The organism is Pseudomonas sp. NY15356 (genome assembly GCF_048068175.1).
Taxonomy (GTDB): domain Bacteria; phylum Pseudomonadota; class Gammaproteobacteria; order Pseudomonadales; family Pseudomonadaceae; genus Aquipseudomonas; species Aquipseudomonas putida_K.
Genome location: NZ_JBLUPW010000013.1, coordinates 25013 through 47159, shown reverse-complemented (window position 1 = coordinate 47159; position 22147 = coordinate 25013). Strand labels below are relative to the sequence as shown.

General features: G+C 64.4%; 18 protein-coding genes. 12 read left to right on the top strand and 6 right to left on the bottom strand.

Annotated elements, in window-relative coordinates; translation table 11 throughout:
- Positions 1–135 precede the first annotated feature (135 nt).
- From ACNFCI_RS12700 to ACNFCI_RS12680, 5 genes are all read left to right on the top strand, one after another.
- Complete coding sequence (locus tag ACNFCI_RS12700; protein WP_368829540.1) at positions 136–1893, top strand: ATP-binding protein; 1758 nt, start codon at positions 136–138, stop codon at positions 1891–1893.
- A complete protein-coding gene (locus ACNFCI_RS12695) occupies positions 1887–3221 on the top strand; it encodes a sigma-54-dependent transcriptional regulator (protein WP_416768006.1) in 1335 nt (444 codons plus the stop codon). Before ACNFCI_RS12700 ends, ACNFCI_RS12695 begins: the two co-directional genes overlap by 7 nt.
- Positions 3222–3487: 266 nt before the next feature.
- Positions 3488–4807 (top strand): MFS transporter, encoded by a 1320-nt coding sequence (locus tag ACNFCI_RS12690; protein ID WP_084855875.1) that lies wholly within the window; start codon positions 3488–3490, stop codon positions 4805–4807.
- 333 nt (positions 4808–5140) lie between these two features.
- On the top strand, positions 5141–5428 hold the full coding sequence (locus ACNFCI_RS12685; protein ID WP_084855874.1) for a hypothetical protein: 288 nt from the start codon (positions 5141–5143) through the stop codon (positions 5426–5428).
- Between the two features lie 119 nt (positions 5429–5547).
- A complete protein-coding gene (locus ACNFCI_RS12680) occupies positions 5548–6159 on the top strand; it encodes a flavin reductase family protein (RefSeq protein ID WP_084855873.1) in 612 nt (203 codons plus the stop codon).
- On the opposite strand, the gene ACNFCI_RS12675 is transcribed toward ACNFCI_RS12680, so the two are convergent.
- Together ACNFCI_RS12675 and ACNFCI_RS12670 are read right to left on the bottom strand one after the other, a co-directional pair.
- Positions 6160–6393 carry a hypothetical protein gene (locus tag ACNFCI_RS12675; protein WP_084855872.1) on the bottom strand — a complete coding sequence of 78 codons (234 nt, stop codon included), beginning with the start codon at positions 6391–6393 and terminating at the stop codon, positions 6160–6162.
- Between the two features lie 66 nt (positions 6394–6459).
- Complete coding sequence (locus ACNFCI_RS12670; RefSeq protein WP_084855871.1) at positions 6460–6753, bottom strand: putative quinol monooxygenase; 294 nt, start codon at positions 6751–6753, stop codon at positions 6460–6462.
- A gap of 198 nt (positions 6754–6951) precedes the next feature.
- Here ACNFCI_RS12670 and ACNFCI_RS12665 point away from each other — a divergent pair, with 198 nt between their 5' ends.
- Positions 6952–7860, top strand: a complete 909-nt coding sequence (locus ACNFCI_RS12665; RefSeq protein WP_084855870.1) for an AraC family transcriptional regulator — start codon at positions 6952–6954, stop codon at positions 7858–7860.
- Positions 7861–7984: 124 nt separating this feature from the next.
- Here ACNFCI_RS12665 and ACNFCI_RS12660 read toward each other — a convergent pair whose 3' ends face one another.
- The gene (locus tag ACNFCI_RS12660; RefSeq protein WP_368829541.1) at positions 7985–9622 is read right to left on the bottom strand and encodes a 5-guanidino-2-oxopentanoate decarboxylase; all 1638 of its coding nucleotides are present in this window, start codon (positions 9620–9622) and stop codon (positions 7985–7987) included.
- A 114-nt stretch (positions 9623–9736) separates the two neighbouring features.
- Between ACNFCI_RS12660 and ACNFCI_RS12655 the strand changes: the two genes are divergently transcribed.
- Positions 9737–10612 carry a LysR substrate-binding domain-containing protein gene (locus tag ACNFCI_RS12655; RefSeq protein WP_084855868.1) on the top strand — a complete coding sequence of 292 codons (876 nt, stop codon included), beginning with the start codon at positions 9737–9739 and terminating at the stop codon, positions 10610–10612.
- 69 nt (positions 10613–10681) lie between these two features.
- Here ACNFCI_RS12655 and ACNFCI_RS12650 read toward each other — a convergent pair whose 3' ends face one another.
- Entirely contained in the window at positions 10682–11557 is an 876-nt protein-coding gene (locus tag ACNFCI_RS12650) for an MBL fold metallo-hydrolase (RefSeq protein WP_084855867.1), read from the bottom strand.
- Between the two features lie 104 nt (positions 11558–11661).
- Here ACNFCI_RS12650 and ACNFCI_RS12645 point away from each other — a divergent pair, with 104 nt between their 5' ends.
- Positions 11662–12567, top strand: coding sequence for a LysR family transcriptional regulator (locus tag ACNFCI_RS12645; protein ID WP_368829542.1), 906 nt, complete (start codon positions 11662–11664; stop codon positions 12565–12567).
- A 56-nt stretch (positions 12568–12623) separates the two neighbouring features.
- On the opposite strand, the gene ACNFCI_RS12640 is transcribed toward ACNFCI_RS12645, so the two are convergent.
- The gene (locus ACNFCI_RS12640; RefSeq protein WP_084855865.1) at positions 12624–13493 is read right to left on the bottom strand and encodes an isocitrate lyase/PEP mutase family protein; all 870 of its coding nucleotides are present in this window, start codon (positions 13491–13493) and stop codon (positions 12624–12626) included.
- A gap of 385 nt (positions 13494–13878) precedes the next feature.
- Between ACNFCI_RS12640 and ACNFCI_RS12635 the strand changes: the two genes are divergently transcribed.
- Complete coding sequence (locus tag ACNFCI_RS12635; protein ID WP_368829543.1) at positions 13879–15330, top strand: MDR family MFS transporter; 1452 nt, start codon at positions 13879–13881, stop codon at positions 15328–15330.
- 85 nt (positions 15331–15415) lie between these two features.
- On the opposite strand, the gene ttgR is transcribed toward ACNFCI_RS12635, so the two are convergent.
- Positions 15416–16048, bottom strand: coding sequence for an efflux transport transcriptional regulator TtgR (gene ttgR / locus ACNFCI_RS12630; RefSeq protein ID WP_084855863.1), 633 nt, complete (start codon positions 16046–16048; stop codon positions 15416–15418).
- Positions 16049–16303: 255 nt separating this feature from the next.
- Between ttgR and ttgA the strand changes: the two genes are divergently transcribed.
- The 3 genes from ttgA to ACNFCI_RS12615 are packed head-to-tail and all read left to right on the top strand — an operon-like array spanning position 16304 to position 22065.
- On the top strand, positions 16304–17458 hold the full coding sequence (gene ttgA / locus ACNFCI_RS12625) for a toluene efflux RND transporter periplasmic adaptor subunit TtgA (protein ID WP_084855862.1): 1155 nt from the start codon (positions 16304–16306) through the stop codon (positions 17456–17458).
- 3 nt (positions 17459–17461) lie between these two features.
- Positions 17462–20614: a multidrug efflux RND transporter permease subunit TtgB gene (gene ttgB / locus ACNFCI_RS12620; RefSeq protein WP_084855861.1), complete on the top strand. Its 3153-nt coding sequence runs from the start codon at positions 17462–17464 to the stop codon at positions 20612–20614.
- Positions 20611–22065 (top strand): AdeC/AdeK/OprM family multidrug efflux complex outer membrane factor, encoded by a 1455-nt coding sequence (locus tag ACNFCI_RS12615; protein ID WP_084855860.1) that lies wholly within the window; start codon positions 20611–20613, stop codon positions 22063–22065. Before ttgB ends, ACNFCI_RS12615 begins: the two co-directional genes overlap by 4 nt.
- The last annotated feature ends 82 nt before the right edge of the window (positions 22066–22147 follow it).

Here is a 22147-nt window from a genome sequence, read left to right as displayed (position 1 = left end):
GCTGGGCGATCATACAGAGCACAAAACCCGTAAACCCACAGGCCTCGCACAATCAGCCAGGCCTGTGTTGTCCCGCGATGAGGCCAGCACCGACAATCATCGATCGAATACCCGCACAGGCCAAGGACCCGCCTCATGCTTTTTTCCCTCCGAACCCTGCGCCTGGCCATGATCGTCCTGGTGATCCTCGTCGGCACCGCGCTCAGCGCCGGTTGGGCGATGCACCAGGCCAAGCGCCAGGCCATGGCGACCGACGCCCGCCGGGCCAGCCAGCAGCTGACCCTGTACGCCAATGCCCTGCACACCCTGATCGAACGCTACCGCGCCCTGCCGGCCGTCCTGGCGCTGGACCCGGAGCTGATCGCCGCCCTGCGCGGCCCAGTCAGCGCGCACGTGCAGGAGGCCCTCAACCGCAAGCTCGAGCGCATCAACGGCGCCGCCAACTCCTCGACCCTCGAGCTGCTCGACCGTACTGGCCTCGCCATCGCCGCCAGCAACTGGCGCCTGCCGACCACCTACGTGGGCTCCAACTACGGCTTTCGCCCCTACTTCAAGCAGACCCGCACCCACGGCAGCGGCCGCTTCTATGCGGTCGGCGTCACCAGCGGCGTGCCGGGATACTTCCTGGCCAGCGCGGTCAACGACGAGCATGGGCGTTTCCTCGGGGCGATGGTGGTCAAGCTGGAATTCCCCGAGCTCGAGCGCGAATGGCGCCAGGGCAGTGACATCCTGCTGGTCAGCGACGCCCGCGGCATCACCTTCATTGCCAACCAGGACGGCTGGCGCTACCGCGAACTGCAACCGATTTCCAGCGCCGACCGCGCCGAACTGGCCGAAACCCGGCAGTATGACAAGCAGCCTCTGGTGCCCCTGCAACACCAGGTGCTGAGCCACTTCGACGACAACAGCCGGCTGAGCCGTGTAGAGGGCCCGGAAGGCACCGCCGACTATTTGTGGGAAAGCCTGCCGCTGGACGCCGAAGGCTGGACCCTGCACCTGCTGCGCAAACCCCAGGTCAGTGCTGACGGGCGCAACGCCGCCCTGGCCGCCGCGGCCATCTGGCTGACCTTGGTGTTCGCCGCACTCTTCGTCAGCCAGCGCTTGCGCCTGGACCGCTTGCGCAAGCGCAGCCGCGACGACCTCAAGCGCCTGGTGGAGGAACGCACCCGTGAGCTGCGTACCGCCCAGGAGGGCCTGGTGCAATCGACCAAACTGGCAGCGCTGGGGCAGATGTCGGCGGCCCTGGCCCATGAAATCAACCAACCCCTGACCACCCAGCGCATGCAACTGGAAACCCTGCGCCTGCTGCTCGACCATGGCCGTATCGACGAGGCCCGTCGCGCCCTGGAGCCCCTCGAGCAGATGCTCAAGCGCATGGCAGCGCTGACCGGGCACCTGAAGACTTTCGCCCGCAACAGCCCGGGCGGCCTGCGCGAGCGCCTGGACCTGGCGACCGTGGTCGATCAGGCCCTGCACCTGCTCGAAGCGCGCATCCGCGACGAGGGCGTCGAGGTCGCGCAGTACCTGGCGCGCCCGGCCTGGGTCCGCGGCGACGCGATCCGCCTCGAGCAGGTGCTGATCAACCTGCTGCGCAATGCCCTCGACGCCATGGCCGATAAACGCTACAAACGCCTGGAGATCCGCATAGAAGCCGACAACGGCCATTGGCGGCTGAGCGTGCTCGACTCCGGCGGCGGCATCCCCAAGGCGGACCTGATCAAGGTCTTCGACCCCTTCTTCACCACCAAGCCGGTGGGTGAAGGACTTGGTCTGGGCCTGGCGATCTCCTATGGCATCGTCCAGGAGGCCGGCGGCCAGTTGCAGGCCGAGAACCTACCGGGCGGTGCCCGCCTGAGCTTCACCCTGCCCCGCGACCAGGAGCCTGTATGTTGAATTCGGTGATCGTCGTCGATGACGAAGCCAGTATCCGTACCGCAGTGGAACAGTGGCTGAGCCTGAGCGGCTTCAGCGTCCAGCTGTTCGCCCGTGCCGAGGAGTGCCTGGCGCACTTGCCGGCGCATTTCCCTGGGGTGGTCGTCAGCGATGTACGCATGCCGGGCATCGATGGCCTGCAGCTGCTCGAGCGGCTGCAGGCACAGGACCCGGACCTGCCGGTGATCCTGCTCACCGGCCACGGCGATGTGCCCATGGCGGTCGAAGCCATGCGCAGCGGTGCCTACGACTTCCTGGAAAAACCCTTCACCCCGCAGACCCTGCTGGGCAGCCTGCGCCGCGCGCTGGAAAAGCGCCAACTGGTACTGGAGAACCGACGCCTGCATCAACAGGCCGACCTCAAGTCGCGCCTGGAAGGCACCTTGCTGGGCATGTCCCAGGGCCTGCAGCACTTGCGCCGCCAAGTCCTGGACCTGGCCAACCTGCCGGTGAACGTGCTGATCCGCGGTGAAACCGGCAGCGGCAAGGAACGCGTCGCCCGTTGCCTGCACGACTTCGGCCCGCGTGCCGACAAACCGTTCGTGGCCCTCAATTGCGCAGCGATCCCCGAGTCGCTGTTCGAGGCCGAGCTGTTCGGCCACGAAAGCGGCGCCTTCACCGGCGCCCAGGGCAAGCGTATCGGCAAGCTGGAATACGCCAATGGCGGCACGGTATTTCTGGACGAAATCGAAAGCATGCCCCTGGCCCAGCAGGCCAAGTTGCTGCGCGTGATCCAGGAGCAGAAGCTGGAGCGCCTCGGCGCCAACCAGAGCATCAGCGTTGATCTGCGGATCATCGCCGCGACCAAGCCGGACCTCTTGGAAGAGGCTCGGGCCGGGCGGTTCCGCGAAGACCTGGCCTACCGCCTGAACGTCGCCGAGCTGCGCCTGGCCCCCTTGCGCGAGCGGCGCGAAGACATCCCCTTGCTGTTCGAGCATTTCGCCCGAGCTGCGGCCGAACGCCTGGGCCGCACCGCGCCGCCCCTTGCGGGCGTGCAACTGGCGCGGCTGCTGGCCCATGACTGGCCGGGCAATGTCCGCGAGCTGGCCAATGCCGCCGAGCGCCATGCCCTGGGGCTGGACGCGCCCAACGTCGAAGCAGCGTCGGACGGACAATCCCTGGCCGGGCAGATGGAGGCGTTCGAAGCCCAGTGCCTGCGCGCAGCACTGCGCCAGCACAAGGGTGAAATCAAAGCGGTGATGGAAACCCTGCAACTGCCAGGGCGTACCTTGAACGAGAAGATGCAGCGGCACGGGTTGGTGCGGGAGGATTTTCTCGAGCGCGAATAGGCGGATTCTTGCCTATTGCTCGAGATGGATGAGCAAGATCTTGCTTATTTGCCCTGATGAATTGGGGCTGCCGCGCAGCCCATCGCGGGGCAAGCCCGCTCCTACAAGGGGGGCGTGAATGCCTGAGTTTCGGGGCTTTGAGCCGCGATAGGCTGCGTAGCGCCCCTTTCTGGACCGCCTCGCCCCTATTTGGCACACCTTCTGCAATCGCCTTCTCAAGCCGCGCCCAGGCGCGCTCCACAAAAACAACGAGAAGGTATCCCCTGATGGATAACGCCAGCACCCTGCCCACCGGGGCGGCCACCGTGCCCGCCGCGGAAAAAACCACCGCCAGCCGCCTCAAGTCGATCTTCAGTGGTTCCATCGGCAACATGGTCGAATGGTACGACTGGTATGTCTACGCCGCGTTCTCGCTGTACTTCGCCAAGGCCTTCTTCCCGGCTGGCGACACCACCGCACAATTGCTCAACACTGCTGCCATCTTCGCCGTGGGCTTTCTCATGCGCCCGATCGGTGGCTGGTTGATGGGCCTGTATGCCGACCGCAAGGGCCGCAAGGCCGCGCTGATGGCCTCGGTGCTGCTGATGTGCGCCGGCTCCCTGGTCATCGCCCTGACCCCGGGCTACGAGACCATCGGCGTCGCCGCGCCGATCCTGCTGGTACTGGCGCGCCTGATGCAGGGCCTGTCGGTAGGTGGTGAGTACGGCACCTCCGCCACCTACCTCAGCGAAATGGCCAGCAAGGACCGTCGTGGGTTCTTCTCCAGCTTCCAGTACGTGACACTGATCTCCGGCCAGCTCATCGCGCTGGCGGTGCTGATAATCCTACAGCAGACCCTCACCACCGAGCAGCTGTATGCCTGGGGCTGGCGCGTGCCCTTCGTGATCGGCGCGCTGTGCGCGGTGGTCGCCCTGTACCTGCGTCGTGGCATGGAAGAGACCAGCTCCTTCACCAAGAAGGAGAAATCCAAGGAAAGCCTGATGCGTACCCTGCTGCGCCATCCCAAGGAGCTGATGACCGTGGTCGGCCTGACCATGGGCGGCACCCTGGCCTTCTACACCTACACCACCTACATGCAGAAGTACCTGGTCAACACCGTGGGCATGAGCATCAGCGACTCGACCACCATCTCGGCGGCCACGCTGTTCCTGTTCATGTGCTTGCAGCCGGTGATCGGCGGGCTGTCCGACAAGATCGGTCGCCGCCCGATCCTGATCGCCTTCGGTGTGCTGGGCACCCTATTCACCGTGCCGATCCTGAGCACCCTGCACACCGTGCAGACCTGGTGGGGCGCCTTCTTCCTGATCATGGCGGCGCTGATCATCGTCAGCGGCTATACCTCGATCAACGCCGTGGTCAAGGCCGAGCTGTTCCCCACCGAGATCCGCGCCCTGGGCGTCGGCCTGCCCTACGCATTGACCGTGTCGATCTTCGGCGGTACTGCCGAGTACGTCGCCCTGTGGTTCAAGAGCCATGGCATGGAGACCGGCTTCTACTGGTACGTCACCGCCTGCATCGCCTGTTCGCTGCTGGTGTACGCCACCATGAAGGACACCGCCAAGCACTCGCGGATCGTGACTGACTGATCCCCAGTAAGTACCGCAGCAAAAAAGGGCGCCCCATCTGACGGGGCGCCCTTTTTTTATCCCTCTGTCCCGCGATGCAGGGCGAAGCCCCGGAAGGTTTCATTTAACCCGGCATTAATTCCCGCGCGGCACGCTTGAAGGGTCAAAAACGTTTCACTTGGGTTCAAGGCGGGCCGTGACCGGGCCTGACTGGAAGCAGGCTGCTCATGCGCCTTAACACATCTAAAAAAACGATTATTAAGCTCGGATATTTGCGCTTTTTAATCGATTTAATCGGAGTAGCATTGAATCCATAGAAACAAACAACCCCACGATTCCACTGGAGCAACGACCATGAAAAGCAAACTGATCCTGACCCTGGCTCTGTCGGCACTGGCTACCGGTGCATTCGCCGAAGACGGTTTCGACCGCACCAACGCCCACAGCTTCAACGCCGTCCCTACCCAGTCGGCCACTTATGCAGAAGATGGTTTCGACCGCACCGGCGCACAGCGCTTCGCTGAAGACGGCTTCGACCGCACTGGCGGCCAACGCTTCGCTGAAGACGGCTTCGACCGCACTGGCGCACAGCGTTTCGCGGAAAACGGCTTCGACCGCACCAACGCCCACCGCTTCAGCTGATCACTGTAAATGCGTACCCAGCCCGGCTTCGGCCGGGCTCGATCATTTCCAGCCAGGCCAAGCCTTGGCACACTAGGCGCCTCGTCCACACACAGGAAAGGCCCACAGGCCTTGCGCAGATGTATTACTACGAACCCGCCAAAGGCCACGGCCTGCCCCACGACCCCTTCAATGCCATCGTCGGCCCACGGCCCATCGGCTGGATCTCCTCACAGGATGCCGAAGGTCGCCTGAACCTCGCGCCCTACAGCTTCTTCAATGCCTTCAACTACATTCCCCCGATCATCGGTTTCTGCAGCGTCGGGCGCAAAGACAGCCTGAACAATATCGAACAGACCGGCGAATTCGTCTGGAACCTGGCGACCCGCCCGCTGGCCGAGCAGATGAACCAGAGCTGCGCGGCCGTGGCTGCGGATGTGGATGAGTTCGTGCTCAGCGGCCTGACCCCGAACGCTTCGCGTGTGGTCCAAGTGCCGCGCGTAGCCGAAAGCCCGGTGGCCTTCGAATGCAAGGTGAGTCAAATCGTCCAGCTCAAACGCGCCGACCAGGCACCGGTGCCCAGCTGGTTGATTCTAGGTGAGGTGGTCGCGGTGCATATCGCCGAGCATCTGCTCAAGGATGGCATCTACGACACTGCGGCAGCCGAGCCGATCCTGCGCGGCGGCGGCCCGGCGGACTATTTCGAGCTGGGCAACCTGTTCAAGATGGCCCGGCCCCAGGTCAACGGCTGATCACCAGAGCAACTCGCCTTCCTCGCCGACGCCCTGCAGGCGTGCAAGCTCGGCACAGGCGGCCTCATCGGCCGCCACCGCGCTCTTGAACACCTGACCCTCGAGCACCTTGTGAAAGCGCGGCGCGCCAGCGGCGCCCAGCCCCTTCACGGCGATTGCCGCGCTATAGCCGCCACCTTCGACGGGAACCATCGCCGAAACCGCTTCGAAACGAGGAAACTCTCTACGTGCCATCGTGCAAATCCGTGGTGTGAACAAAGGGCGGCATTCTACCCCACCCATCACGGTGACGACGGGACATCAGGCGAAGGTGTGCAGGTCCAGGCTGCTGACCACCTGGGCCTGCACCAGCTCACCGAAGACATCCAGGGTGGGTGACGCGAAATAGCCGCTCATCGCCTGCTGGTCGCGCCAGCTGCCGCTGAGCAGCCAGAGGTCGCCATCGGCCTGGGATTGCTGCACGACGAAGCTCAGGCAACCCGGCGCCCGCAACGAAGGTTCCAGCAGATCACGAAGGCGCGCGCCCAGCTCTGCCGAGCGACCATTGCTGGCGCGGATGAAAGCCAGGTGTGTGACCGGTTGTGGCAGGGTCATGATCGATCTCCATGAACGAGGGGCAATGAAACCAGGCTGCCAAGGTTAGGCGCTCGCCCTCGCGCGTGGTTAGGCGATTACTGCCGCCCGATTGCCTGATCCTGCCGCGCGACAGGATCAGGCAATCGAGGTGCAGCTTTCGACTAGCGCCTACCCTTGCCCAAACCTATGCTGCGTCGGTCAGAAGAGGAACCGCCCATGCCCATCGACCCCGCATTGGAAGCGCAGCGCCAGGAACTGGCCGGCTTGATCCTGCGCCATGCCGGCGAGCCTCATGGCCCGCCCTCGGCCATCGACGACCTGTACCCCACGGCCTATCGCGAGAATATCCGCTCGATGCCGACCCTGGCCCAGCCCGCCCTGTGCATCCTGGCCCAAGGCAGCAAGAGCCTGTTCCTGGGCGATGAGCAATACGCCTACGACCCGCTGCACTACATGGTAGTGTCGGTGACCCTGCCGATCAGCGCCGTACGCCTGGATGCCAGTCCGGAAAACCCCACCCTGGGCCTGCGCCTGGATATCGACCCGACCCAGATCAGCCAGCTGATCGCCGAAAGCGGGCCGATGCTGGTACCCAATTTGCCTTCTGGCCGAGGCCTGTACGTGGAAAAGAGCGACCCGCAGCTGCTCGATGCCTTGATTCGCCTGATGCGCCTGCTCGATACGCCCCGGGATATCTCAGTCATGGCGCCGCTGATCCGCCGCGAGATCCTGTATCGATTGCTGCGCGGCCCCCAGGGCCATCGCCTGTACGAAATCGCCCTGGCCAACAGCCAGACCCACCGCGTGAGCCAGGCCATCACCTGGCTGAAGCATCACTACCACTTGCCCTTGCGCATCGAGGAGCTGGCGCGGGAGGTCAACCTGAGCACCTCGACGCTGCACCACAGGTTCAAGGCCGTGACTTCGATGAGCCCCTTGCAGTACCAGAAGCAACTGCGCCTGCAGGAGGCGCGGCGGCTGATGCTCAATGACGGGCTGGAAGCAGCGGTGGCCGGGTATCGGGTGGGCTATGAAAGCCCTTCGCAGTTCAGCCGTGAATACAGCCGGTTGTATGGCGCACCGCCGATCCGTGATGTGGCGCGGTTACGCGGCAACACGGGCTGACCCCGAATCTTGCAGGCCCCGTGGGATATTTACCCAGCCCTTCGGGCTGCGCTGTCTCGCAGAGAACAGGCGGCCAATGCTGCCTCTGTGGGAGCGGGTTCACCCGCTCCCACAAGATGGCACCTCAGCCCGCGACTGCCGCCTGCCACTGGGCCTGGTCGACCTGGATCAACGTCGGCCCCCGGCGCTCCACCGCCTGCTTCAAAGCGGCCTGCAACTGCACCACATCTCCTACCTGCTGCGCCGCAGCGCCCAAGGCCTGGGCCACTGCGATGAAGTCCGGCGTATGGATATCCACACCCACCGGCTCGATGGCCCGGTTGACCATGTACTTCTTGATTTCTTCGTACCCCTGGTTGTTCCACAGCAGCACGATCAGCGGCACCTGTGCTTCCACTGCGCTGGCCAGCTCAGGCAGGGTGAACTGCAAGCCGCCATCACCGATCAGGCACACCGTCGGAGCACGTTCATCGGCACGCTCCGCGCTGCCAAGCCAGGCGCCCATGGCCGCAGGCAAGGCGTAGCCTAGGGTGCCGTAGCCGGTCGAGGCGTTGAACCAGTGCCGCGGCTTGTCCATATCCAGGGTCAGGTTGCCGGTGTACACCGGCTGGGTGGAGTCGCCTACCAGGATCGCGTCGGGCAGTGCCGCCAGGATTCCAGTGAGCAGCCGCGTCTGGCTCAAGGTCGGCTGGTCCCAGCCCGCCGCCAGGTTCTGGCGCAGGCGAGCCACACGACCGACGCCCCAATCGCTGCTTCGAGCAGGCTCAGGCAACGCTTGCAGGGCGACGAGCAGCGCCTGGGCCGCTTGCTCGGCATCGGCCACCAGGGCCAGCTCCGGCAGATAGTTGCGCACGGTCTGGTCTGGGTCGATATCAATGCGCAACAGGCTGCCAGGAATCTCGAAGCCACCTTTGAAGGTCACGTCGTAGTCGGTCTCAGCCAGCTCGGTACCGATGGCCAGCACCACGTCAGCCTCGGCGACCAGGGCTCGGGTGGCCGGCAGCGACTGGGTCGAGCCGATCTGCAGCGGGTGGCTGGACGCCAGCAGGCCCTTGGCGTTGATCGTCAGCGCCACCGGGGCCTGCAAGTGCTCGGCGAGCGCCGCCAGGGCCGGGCCTGCCGCCAGGGCGCCGCCGCCTGCCAGGATCAATGGCCGTCGGGCCTGGGCCAGGCGTTCGGCCATGAGCGCCACCATGCAGGGCGAGGCGCCTGCACGTGTGGTACGCACCGGGCGGCTGGGCAGAAGATGCTCGGCCGGCTCGACCAACACGTCCAGCGGGATCTCGATATGCACCGGACGCGGCCGGGCACCGTCGAACACGGCAAAGGCCCGGGCCAGGGCCTGCGGCAGGTCGTCGGCACTCATCAGGGTATGGGAGAAGGCTGCCACGCCGCCGACCAGCGCGCCCTGGTTGGGCAGCTCGTGCAGCTTGCCGCGCCCACCACCGAGCTGGTCGCGCGACTGCACGCTAGAGATCACCAGCATGGGAATCGAGTCAGCATAGGCTTGGCCCATGGCAGTGGTGATGTTGGTCATCCCGGGGCCGGTGATGATGAAACACACCCCCGGCTTGCCTCGGGTACGAGCATAACCATCGGCCATGAACCCGGCGCCCTGCTCGTGGCGCGGCGTGATGTGCCGGATCGAGGAGCCCGCCAGGCCGCGGTAGAGCTCCACGGTATGCACACCGGGAATCCCGAAGACGTGGTCCACGCCGTAGCCTTCGAGGAGTTTGACCAATACTTCGCCACAGGTTGCCATTGTGAATCACCCTGGTTCTTGTTGAGTTCAGGTGCCCATGGAAGCAAGGCGCAGCTATCGCCACAATGCAAAAAAACACATACTAGCCATGTTCCTGGATCATGGCTCACGACAATGAAACGCCTGCCGCCCCTCCCTGCCCTGCATACCTTCCTGGTCACCGCCCAGCACTGCAATTTCACCCGTGCGGCGCAGCAACTGCACATTACCCAAGGCGCGGTGAGCCGGCAGATCGCCGGCCTCGAGGAGCACCTCGGCTATCCGTTGTTCCTGCGCCAGGCCCGTGGCCTGAGCCTGACCCGCGAAGGCCAGGACTGGCTGCCCCGGGTCCAGCAGGTGTTCGCGTTGATCGAGCAAGGCGTGCGTGAAGTCGGCGGACGCAGCACTACGCTGCAGTTGAAGGCGCCGACATGCGTGATGCGCTGGCTGCTGCCACGGCTGATGGAATGGCAGGCCCTGCGCCCGGATGTGCCGGTGGAACTGACTACCACTGTCCAGCACGGCGTGGATTTCCGGCGAGAAGGCTTCGATGCCGCAGTGGTCTACGGCGCGCCGCCTGACACTGGCCTGCAGGTGCGTAAGCTGTTCGACGAACAATTGACCCCGGTATGTGCGCCGTCGTTGCTGGAGGGGCCTGTGCCCCTGGCCCACGTGCAGGACCTGGGACGACACATGCTGCTGCACCCTTCCCGGGACGAACATGACTGGCAGCTCTGGCTGCAGGCCACGGGAACCGAGATCGTGCCGCACGGCCCTCGTCAACATTTCGAGACCCTGGACATGGCCATGGCCATGGCAGCCCAGGGCACCGGCGTGGCGATCGGCGACTGGGCCCTGGTCGGCGATGACCTGCGCAGTGGCAGGCTGTGCATGCCGTTCGAGCTGAAGGTGCTGACCGGCAAGGGGTATTACCTGGTCAGCCCTTCGAAGCACATGCCGGCAGGGTTGGGCGAACTGATGGACTGGCTCGAAGCGCGGGCCTGTCAGTGAAATGCAGGGTTGGTCTTGAGTAGGTGGGGGCTGTGAGATCGAGCGCCGCAATTGCCTAGGCAGACCCGATCACCACGCCATTTCCCCCTTGGCCACCTTGGCACTGAGTTCCAGCGAGCTGCCATCGGCAAGACCGGGGTAGCGTCGCTCCATTGCCTTGACCAGCGCAGCGGCATCGGTGGCCTTGGCCGTTTCGGCATCGAAGGCTCGGATGTAGCCGGCCGTGAAACGTACCGCCTCCAGCGAGCGGCTGCTCTGGCCCAAGTAATGGCCAGGGATCACGGTACGAGGCCCGAGCTGCTCGATACGTTCGAGGGTCTTGAGCCAGTCGGCATGGGACTGGGCGGTCTGGGTGTCGGCCATCCACACATGGATGTGCTCCGCCACGACCACGCCACCGACCACTGCCTTGATCGAAGGAACCCATACGAAGCTGCGCTCTGGCTGCGGGCCGTCCAGGCCCACGACTTCCAGCGCCTGGCCTTCCAGCTCCAGCTGGTCGCCGTCCAGGACCTGCGGCACGACCAGGTGCTCGGGCTTGTCGGTACCCATCTTCGGCCCCCAGTAGGCCAGCTTGGCCTCCATGGTCTTGCGAATATGCGCCACGGTAGGCGCCGAGGCGACCACCCGAGCCTGGGGAAACGCACGGACCAGGGTGTCGAGGCCGAAGTAATAGTCCGGATCGCCATGGCTGATGTAGATGGTGGTCAACCGCTTGCCGCTGGCGCGCAGGCGCTGGACCAACTGCTCGGCCTGGGCCTTGCCGAACTGGGCGTCGACCAGCACGGCATCGTGCTCACCGCTGACGATCACCGAGCTGACCGGGAAGATGGCCTCGTGGCCTGGGTTGTAGACCTCAAGGTGCAGCGGCTCAGCGGCAAGTACCTGGCCGACCAGTGCCAGGCTGGCCAGCGCCAGGCCACGTAGGGTGGTGATCAACGACATCGTTTTGTTCCTGTGAGCGAGAAAGTGAACAACAGCTTAGTTGCCAGATTCGTCACAAAAAATGCGATGCTTGGACATAGTTTGTTTCTGAAATCGAGCAGATCATGGACCGTCTCAACGCCATGCGCGTCTTCGTCACCGTCATCGACCTGGGCAGCCAGTCGGCCGCAGCCGATCACCTGCAACTCTCGCGGCCGGTGGTATCACGCTATCTGGCCGAGCTGGAAGAGTGGGTCGGCGCCCGCTTGATGCAGCGCACCACGCGCAGGCTCAGCCTTACCGCCGCCGGCCAGGAAACCCTGCCCCGCTGTCGCCAGTTGCTGGAACTGGCCGGCGATCTGCAGGCCGCCGTGCGACAGCCTGACGAAGCACCGCGCGGTGAGCTGCGTATCAGTGTCAGCACCTCGTTCGGCCAGGCCCAGTTGGTGGATGCAGTGGCTGACTATGTGAAGCGTTACCCGGGGGTGAAGGTCGAGCTGCAGATGCTCGATCGCACGGTCAACCTGGTGGACGAGCGCATCGACCTGGCGATTCGCACCAGCAACGACCTGGACCCGAACCTGATCGCCCGCCGCCTGACCGTGTGCCGCTCGGTGGTGTGCGCCGCCCCGGCCTACCTGCGCGAACATGGCGTGCCCGAACAGGTCGAGGCGTTGAGCCGGCACAATTGCCTGACCCATGCCTATTTCGGGCACAGCCTGTGGCAGTTCGAGGTGAATGGGCAAAACGTGGCCGTGCCGGTGCAGGGCAACATCAGCGCCAACGAGGCCATGACCTTGCAGAAGGCTGCCCTGGCGGGTGCCGGGGTCGCCATGCTACCGACCTACCAGGCCGCACCGGCCTTGCGCAGTGGCGAGCTGGTGCGCCTGCTGCCCCAGGCGCGCCCCCGGGAGCTGAGCCTCAATGCGGTGTACACCTCGCGCAAGCACATGCCCGCAACCCTGCGCAGCATGCTGGACTTCCTGGCGCAGCGGTTCCAGGACGAACCGGAGTGGGACAAGGCGTTCTGATCAGCCGGCGCTGTACCGAGCCGGCGATCGGGCCGCAACGGGCCCGCCCTGGCCTGTCACTCCTCGACGCTCATGTATTCCTTGGCCCAGCGGATGTATTCCTCCGGCTGGGTATAGGTGTGCGAAAGCTCGGTGGCGCTGAGGTTCTCGGACTTGTTCTGTTGCCCACGCTGCAGGCGCAGGCAGTCGTAGGTGGCCTTGATCGCGGCGAAGTAGGCCGCATGGCCATCGACCACGATGCGTACGCCGAGGCTCGCCAGGCGCGCGTCGTCGCGCAGGTTCGGGTTGCCATAGCTCACCAGCATCAGCGGCACGCTCAGGTGTTCGGCGATCTGCTCGAGCTGGTCGAAATCCTTCACCCCCACCATGCAGATACCGTCGGCGCCCGCCTTCTGGTAGCTCTGGGTGCGTACGATGATTTCCTCGGTGGTCAGCACGCCAGCGTTGGTCCGGGCAATGATCGACAGCGCCGAATCGACCCGCGCCTCGATGGCCGCACGAATCTTGCCCACGCCCTCCTCCACCGGGATCAGGTCGGTCGATTTACGCCCGAACTGCGCCGGCAGCAGCGTGTCTTCGATGGTCAGCGCGGCAACGCCGGCGCGTTCCAGCTCGATCACCGTACGCATGACATTGAGCGCGTTGCCGTAGCCATGGTCGGCATCGGCGATCACCGGCAACTGGGCGACACGGCCGATACGGGTGGCCTGCTCGACGAATTCGCTCAGGGTGATCAGGGCGAAGTCCGGCGCGGCCAGGACCTGCAGCGAGGCAACCGAACCTCCGAGGATACCGACTTCGAAGCCGAGGTCCGCGGCAATACGTGCCGACATGGGGTCGAAAACCGAAGCGGTGTGATAGCACGAACCGGACGCAAGCAGTTCACGGAAGGCAAAACGCAGATCGTGGTGGGAAGCCTTGGGCATGATCACTCCGCAATAACAGGAAAATTTGAACGGGCTGACTACCGACCCCTGAATCGGGTCTACCTGACCTGTTCCAACCGTCGCCATCAGGGCGGTCATGCTCGACATGCAGGCAGAGGAATAGAAGGTGTGGGATACAACGACAGGAAACGGAACCGGAAAATCTTGCACCATGCTGGTGCAGGCCCCGTATTTCAGCCGCTGCGGTGAAGTCACGATATCACGCAGCCATGCACTACTGGATGAACGCGCCAATGCCGATCTTGCATAGGGGATGCACATAGTACATAGGAAGCTACCTAACTCAGCTACAATGCGGGCTCGGCCAGCCCCTTGCCGCGCGGCGCTGGCGCCCCTTCGACAATGACTTCGACAAGGTTACTTCGTGACTGCCGCCCTGCCCCCCACTGTCCTGCGCAGTGTCCTCACCGCCTTGATGCTGACGATCTTCCTCGGAGCCCTGGACCAGACCATCGTCGCAGTGTCGATGCCGGCGATTTCGGCGCAGTTCAACGACGTCGGCCTGCTGGCCTGGGTGATTTCCGGCTACATGGTGGCCATGACCGTGGCCGTGCCGATCTACGGCAAGCTTGGCGATCTGTACGGGCGCCGTCGCATGATCCTGGCCGGCACCGCACTGTTCACCCTGGCCTCGGTGGCCTGCGCCCTGGCCCAGGACATGCAGCAACTGGTGCTGGCGCGCGTGCTCCAGGGAGTCGGCGCGGGCGGTATGGTCTCGGTAAGCCAGGCGATCATCGGCGACTTCGTCCCGCCCCGCGAACGGGGCCGCTACCAAGGGTATTTCAGCAGCATGTACGCCCTGGCCAGTGTCGCTGGCCCCGTGCTCGGTGGGTGGCTGACCGAATACCTGTCGTGGCGCTGGGTGTTCTGGATCAACCTGCCGCTGGGCCTGTTCGCCTTGTGGGCGATCCGTCGCGCCCTCGGCGGGATGCCCGTACGTCGGCGCGAGGCGCAGGTGGACTACTTGGGCGCGTTGTTGCTGATCCTGGGCCTTGGCAGCCTGCTGCTGGGCATCACCCTGGTCGGCCAGGGGCACCCGTGGGCATCGTCGCCAGTGCTGGCCCTGCTGGCCTGCGCCCTGCTCGGCCTGTTGTTGTTCATTGCCCATGAACGACGCTGCCAGGAGCCACTGCTGCCGCTCACACTGTTCGGCAACCGCGCTGCCGTGCTGTGCTGGTGTGCGATCTTCTTCGCCAGTTTTCAGTCGATTTCCCTGACCATGCTGATGCCGTTGCGCTACCAGAGTATCACCGGCGCCGGTGCCGACAGCGCAGCGCTGTACCTGCTGCCGTTGGCCATGGGTTTGCCGTTGGGGGCCTTCACCGGCGGTCGACTGACCAGCCGCACCGGTCGCTACCGGCCACAAATCCTGGTCGGCTTCGTGCTGATGCCACTGGCGATTCTCGGCATGGCCCTGACGCCTCCCCAGTCGGCCCTGCTCGGCGCCTTGTTCATGTTGCTGACCGGCATTGCCTGCGGCTTGCAATTCCCCACCTCGCTGGTCGGCACCCAGAGCGCGGTCGAACTCAAGGACATCGGCGTGGCCACCAGTACCACCAACCTGTTCCGTGCTTTGGGCGGGGCGATGGGTGTGGCGTGCATGTCCAGCCTGTTGCTGGCCTTGTTGCACCAGGGCGGTTTCGAGGCGCTTGGCAATCCGCTGCTGGGCAGCCTAAAGGCTGGAGAGCCAGACCCGATCACCCAGGCGCGGTTGATGGAAACCTTCCGCCTGTTGTTGATGATCAGTGCCGGGGTCTCGTTGCTGGGGCTGGTTGCGGCAATGGCCATGCCTGATCGGCAGTTGCGGGGGCGGTGAGCGGTTGGGGGCGCTGTGCGCCCAAACGTATTAACGCCCCCTTAATGCAGTAGGGAAACACTTCATCACAATCATTAACAAAGTCTCATTTGCGTAACGAAGGGCTCAAGCGCAGCATATCCAACCCTGTGTCGACCCATTTCTCCACATCGCGCAGCAGGTCGAAGCTGTCCGGCAACAGCAACCAGCGCCCGATCAGGCCGTCGACATAGGCGAACATGGCGACCGCGGCACGCTCCACGTCCAAGTCGCCCGGCAACTGCCCGCGACGCACGGCATTGGCCATGGCCAGCGCAATACCCTGGTGGCAATCCAGTACTGCGCTCTGGCGTTGCTGGCGGATCTCGCACATGTCATCGGTGAACTCGCACTTGTGGTGCAGGATTTCATTGATACGCCGGGTCCTGGCATCGAGCACCAGCTCGTTGAGCACCTGCAGCAACAATGTGCGAATGCAGCCCAGCGGGTCGAGCTCGTCCTCGCTTTCGCTGGCACGGGCCAGGTGGTCATGGGTTTCATGCAGGCTGTCCAGCAGTGCCTGCACCAGTTCGGCCTTGTTGTTGAAATGCCAGTAGATCGCCCCGCGGGTCACGCCCGCGAGCTGCGCGATGTCGGCCAGGGTGGTTCGCGCAACCCCGCGCTTGTAGAAGGCCTTTTCCGCTGCCTCGATGATCTGGGCACGGGTTTCCTGGGCTTCTTCTTTGGTTCGACGGACCATGGCAGCTCAACCTCATCATGGCCCGCGTGCGCGTACGGCACGCGGTAGTTCAGGCCGGAGCAGCCTATTGAAGGCTCGCCCCGGGATTAATCGACGGATCCGCTGCGGCGTTGTGCACCCGCCTGCGGTATTTACAAACAAGCATGAATGTAAGTATATTCGTTAGTAAGCTATTTATCCACCGGATAGCACCTTTTCTGAAAGCACTTCCATTATTCTTGAGCGTCTCCCTGCTCTAGCGACCCGAGGATCCTCATGCAATTCAAGCCAGCCGTCACCGCCCTGGTTTCCGCCGTCGCCCTGGCAACCCTGCTAAGTGGCTGTAAGAAAGAAGAAGCAGCGCCCGCAGCGCAGGCTCCTCTGGTCGGCGTCGTTACCCTCCAACCGCAGGCCTATACCTTGACCTCGGAACTGCCGGGGCGTACCACCGCCTTCCGCGTGGCCGAGGTCCGCCCGCAGGTCAATGGCATCATCCTCAAGCGCCTGTTCAAGGAAGGCACCGAGGTCAAGGAAGGTCAGCAGCTGTACCAGATCGACCCGTCCGTCTACGAAGCCAACCTGGCCAACGCCAAGGCCAACCTGCAGGCCACCCGCTCGCTGGCCGAGCGCTACAAGCAACTGATCGACGAGCAGGCTGTCTCCAAACAGGAATACGACGACGCCAATGCCAAACGATTGCAGGCCGAGGCTTCGCTCAAGAGCGCGCAGATCGACCTGCGCTACACCAAGGTCCTGGCCCCGATCAGTGGCCGCATCGGCCGCTCCGCGGTGACCGAGGGCGCATTGGTGAGCAATGGCCAGAGCAACGCCATGGCCACCATCCAGCAGCTCGACCCGATCTATGTCGACGTCACCCAGTCCACCGCGGAGCTGCTCAAGCTGCGCCGTGACCTGGAGAGCGGCCAGCTGCAGAAGGCCGGCGACAACGCCGCCACGGTGCAGCTGGTGCTCGAGGATGGCAGCCTGTTCAAGCAGCAGGGCCGCCTGGAGTTCTCCGAAGTCGCGGTCGACGAGACCACCGGCTCGGTCACCCTGCGCGCGATCTTCCCCAACCCCGACCACACCCTGCTGCCGGGCATGTTCGTCCATGCCCGCCTGAAGGCCGGGGTCAACGCCAACGCCATCCTGGCACCCCAGCAGGGCGTGACCCGTGACCTCAAGGGCACGCCGACCGCACTGGTGGTGAACAAGGAAAACAAGGTCGAACTGCGCCAGCTCAAGGCCAGCCGTACCCTGGGCAGCGACTGGCTGATCGAGGAAGGCCTGAACCCGGGCGACCGCCTGATCACCGAAGGCCTGCAGTTCGTGCGGCCAGGGGTCGAGGTCAAGGTCAGCGAAGCCACCAACGTCAAGAAGCCGGCCGGCCCAGCCCAGGCCAGCGCGGCGAAAGCAGACGCCAAAGCGGAGTAAACCATGTCGAAGTTCTTTATCGATCGCCCGATCTTCGCCTGGGTGATCGCACTGGTGATCATGCTGGTCGGCGCCTTGTCGATCCTGAAGCTGCCGATCAACCAGTACCCGAGCATTGCCCCCCCGGCCATCGCCATCGCCGTGACCTACCCGGGCGCCTCGGCGCAGACCGTGCAGGACACCGTGGTGCAGGTCATCGAGCAGCAGCTCAACGGTATCGACAACCTGCGGTACGTGTCCTCGGAGAGCAACTCCGACGGCAGCATGACCATCACCGCCACCTTCGAGCAGGGCACCAACCCTGACACCGCGCAGGTCCAGGTGCAGAACAAGCTGAACCTGGCCACCCCGTTGCTGCCGCAGGAAGTGCAGCAGCAAGGTATCCGTGTGACCAAGGCGGTGAAGAACTTCCTGTTGGTGATCGGCCTGGTGTCCGAAGACGGCAGCATGACCAAGGACGACCTGTCCAACTACATCGTCTCGAACATGCAGGACCCGATCTCGCGGACCGCAGGTGTAGGTGACTTCCAGGTCTTCGGTGCCCAGTACGCCATGCGTATCTGGCTCGATCCGGCCAAGCTGAACAAGTTCCAGCTGACCCCGGTCGACGTGCGCACCGCCGTCAGCGCGCAGAACGTGCAGGTCTCCTCCGGCCAGCTCGGCGGCCTGCCGGCGATGCCTGGTACCCAGCTCAACGCCACCATCATCGGCAAGACCCGCCTGCAGACCGCCGAGCAATTCGAAAATATCCTGCTCAAGGTCAACAGCGACGGCTCCCAGGTGCGCCTGGGCGATGTCGCCAAGGTCGGCCTGGGTGGCGAGAACTACGCCATCAGCGCGCAGTACAACGGCTTCCCGGCCTCGGGCCTGGCGATCAAGCTGGCCACCGGCGCCAACGCCCTGGATACCGCCAAGGCGCTGCGCAAGACCATCAGCGACCTGGAGCCGTTCTTCCCGCCAGGCGTGAAGGCGGTGTTCCCGTATGACACCACCCCGGTGGTCACCGAATCCATCAGCGGCGTGATCCACACCCTGATCGAGGCGGTGGTGCTGGTGTTCCTGGTGATGTACCTGTTCCTGCAGAACTTCCGCGCCACCATCATCACCACCATGACCGTGCCGGTGGTGTTGCTGGGTACCTTCGGCATCCTGGCCGCGGCGGGCTTCAGCATCAACACCCTGACCATGTTCGCCATGGTCCTGGCCATCGGCCTGCTGGTGGACGATGCCATCGTCGTGGTGGAGAACGTCGAGCGGGTGATGTCCGAGGAGGGCCTGCCGCCCAAGGAGGCGACCAAGCGCTCGATGGAGCAGATCCAGGGCGCCCTGGTGGGTATCGCCCTGGTGCTGTCGGCGGTCCTGCTGCCAATGGCCTTCTTCGGCGGCTCCACCGGTGTGATCTACCGGCAGTTCTCGATCACCATCGTCTCGGCCATGGGCCTGTCGGTGCTGGTCGCGCTGATCTTCACCCCAGCCCTGTGCGCCACCATGCTCAAGCCGCTGAAAAAGGGCGAGCACCACGTGGCCAAGCGTGGCTTCTTCGGCTGGTTCAACCGCAACTTCGACCGCAGCGTGCAAGGCTATGAGCGTAGCGTTGGCACCATCCTGCGTAACAAGGCACCGTTCCTGCTGGCCTACGCGCTGATCGTGGTCGGCATGATCTGGCTGTTCATGCGCATCCCCACCGCGTTCCTTCCGGAAGAAGACCAAGGCGTTCTGTTCGCCCAGGTGCAGACTCCGGCGGGCTCCAGTGCCGAGCGCACCCAGGTGGTGGTCGACCAGATGCGCGAGTACCTGCTCAAGGACGAAGCCGATACCGTGTCGTCGGTGTTCACCGTCAACGGCTTCAACTTCGCCGGTCGTGGCCAGAGCTCGGGTATGGCATTCATCATGCTCAAGCCGTGGGAAGAACGTTCGGCCGAGAACAGCGTGTTCAACCTCGCCGCCCGCGCCCAGCAGCACTTCTTCAGCTTCCGCGACGCGATGGTGTTCGCCTTCGCACCGCCTGCGGTACTCGAACTGGGTAACGCCACCGGCTTCGACGTGTTCCTCCAGGACCGCGCCGGCGTCGGCCACCAGAAGCTGATGGAAGCGCGCAACCAGTTCCTGGCCAAGGCCGCCCAGAGCAAGGTGCTCAGCGCCGTGCGCCCGAATGGCCTGAACGACGAGCCGCAGTACCAGCTGACCATCGATGACGAACGTGCCAGCGCCCTGGGCGTGACCATCGCCGACATCAACAACACCCTGTCGATCGCCCTCGGCGGCAGCTACGTCAACGATTTCATCGACCGCGGCCGGGTCAAGAAGGTGTACATCCAGGGTGAACCCAGCGCCCGGATGAGCCCGGAAGACCTGCAGAAATGGTACGTGCGCAACGGCGCCGGCGAGATGGTGCCGTTCTCCTCCTTCGCCAAGGGCGAATGGACCTACGGCTCGCCCAAGCTGTCGCGTTACAACGGCGTGGAAGCCGTCGAGATCCTCGGCGCCCCGGCGCCGGGCTACAGTACCGGTGAAGCCATGGCCGAGGTCGAGCGCATCGCCGGCGAACTGCCAGCAGGCATCGGTTATTCCTGGACCGGTATGTCCTACGAGGAGAAGCTCTCCGGCTCGCAGATGCCGGCGCTGTTCGCCCTCTCGGTACTGTTCGTGTTCCTGTGCCTGGCGGCGCTGTACGAAAGCTGGTCGATCCCGATCGCCGTGGTGCTGGTGGTGCCGCTGGGTATCATCGGTGCGCTGATCGCCACCAGCCTGCGCGGGCTCTCCAACGACGTGTACTTCCTGGTCGGCCTGCTGACCACCATTGGCCTGGCGGCGAAGAACGCGATCCTGATCGTCGAGTTCGCCAAGGAACTGCACGAGCAAGGTCGCAGCCTGTATGACGCGGCCATCGAGGCCTGCCGCATGCGTCTGCGTCCGATCATCATGACCTCGCTGGCGTTCATCCTCGGCGTGGTACCGTTGACCATCGCCAGTGGCGCAGGCTCGGGCAGCCAGCACGCCATCGGTACCGGGGTGATCGGCGGCATGATCAGTGCGACCGTGCTGGCTATCTTCTGGGTACCGCTGTTCTTCGTAGCAGTGTCGTCGTTGTTCGGCAGCAAGAAGCCAGAACCCGACGCCACCCCTGAAACTACTCGTTATGAGGCTGGGCAATGACCAAGTCTTTGTTATCCCTGGCGGTGACCGCTTTCATCCTGGGCGGCTGCTCGCTGATCCCTGACTACCAGACCCCGGAATCGCCGGTGGCTGCGCAGTGGCCGCAAGGCCCTGCGTACTCGCCGACCGAGTCGGCCAACGTGGCCGCCGCCGAGCAGGGCTGGCGCCAGTTCTTCCACGACCCGGCGCTGCAGAAGCTGATCCAGACGTCCCTGGAAAACAACCGCGACCTGCGCGTCGCGGCGCTGAACATCGACGCCTACCGGGCCCAGTACCGCATTCAGCGGGCCGACCTGTTCCCGGCGGTCTCGGCCAATGGCAGCGGCAGTCGCCAGCGGGTACCGGCGAACATGTCGCAGACCGGCGAGGCAGGCATCACCAGCCAGTACTCGGCGACCCTGGGCGTCAGTGCCTACGAGCTGGACCTGTTCGGCCGTGTACGCAGCCTGACCGAGCAGGCCCTGGAGACCTACCTCTCCAGCGAGCAGGCCCGCCGCTCCACGCAGATCAGCCTGGTGGCCAGCGTGGCCAATGCCTACTACACCTGGCAGGCCGACCAGGCCCTGCTCAAGCTGACCGAGGAAACCCTCAAGACCTACGAGGAAAGCTACAACCTGACCCGCCGTAGCAACGAAGTGGGCGTGGCCTCGGCGCTCGACCTGAGCCAGGCACGCACCGCCGTGGAAGGCGCCCGGGTCAAGCTGTCGCAATACCAGCGCCTGGTGGCCCAGGACCTGAACAGCCTGACCGTGCTGCTGGGCACCGGCGTGCCTGCCGACCTTCCAGCACCGCTCAAGCTCAGCGAAGACCAGTTGGCCGAAGTGCCGGCAGGCCTGCCGTCCGAGTTGCTGCAACGCCGCCCGGACATCCAGGAAGCCGAGCACCTGCTCAAGGCGGCCAACGCCAACATCGGCGCGGCCCGGGCGGCGTTCTTCCCGAGCATCAGCCTGACCGCCAACGCCGGCACCCTGAGCCCGGACATGGGCGGGCTGTTCAAGGGCGGCTCGGGCACCTGGCTGTTCCAGCCGCAGATCAACCTGCCGATCTTCAACGCCGGCAGCCTGAAGGCGAGCCTGGACTACTCGAAGATCCAGAAGGACATCAACGTCGCCAAGTACGAAAAGACCATCCAGACCGCCTTCCAGGAAGTCTCCGATGGCCTGGCCGCGCGCAAGACGTTTGAAGAACAGCTTCAGGCGCAGCGCGACCTGGTGGCCGCCAACCAGGACTACTACCGCCTGGCCGAGCGTCGCTATCGCATCGGCATCGACAGCAACCTGACCTTCCTCGATGCCCAGCGCAACCTGTTCAGCTCGCAACAGGCGCTGATCAGCGACCGCCTCTCGCAGCTGGTCAGCGAGGTCAACCTGTACAAGGCCCTGGGTGGTGGCTGGCTGGAGCAGACCGGCCAGGCCAACCAACAGGCCGCGGCGCAATCACCGAAAGGCTGATCGCCTTGCAGTGCATCAAGCCCACCCTCGCGGTGGGCTTTTTCGTTTTGCGGCCTGCCCATTCGCCCCAGTGATGGATGCC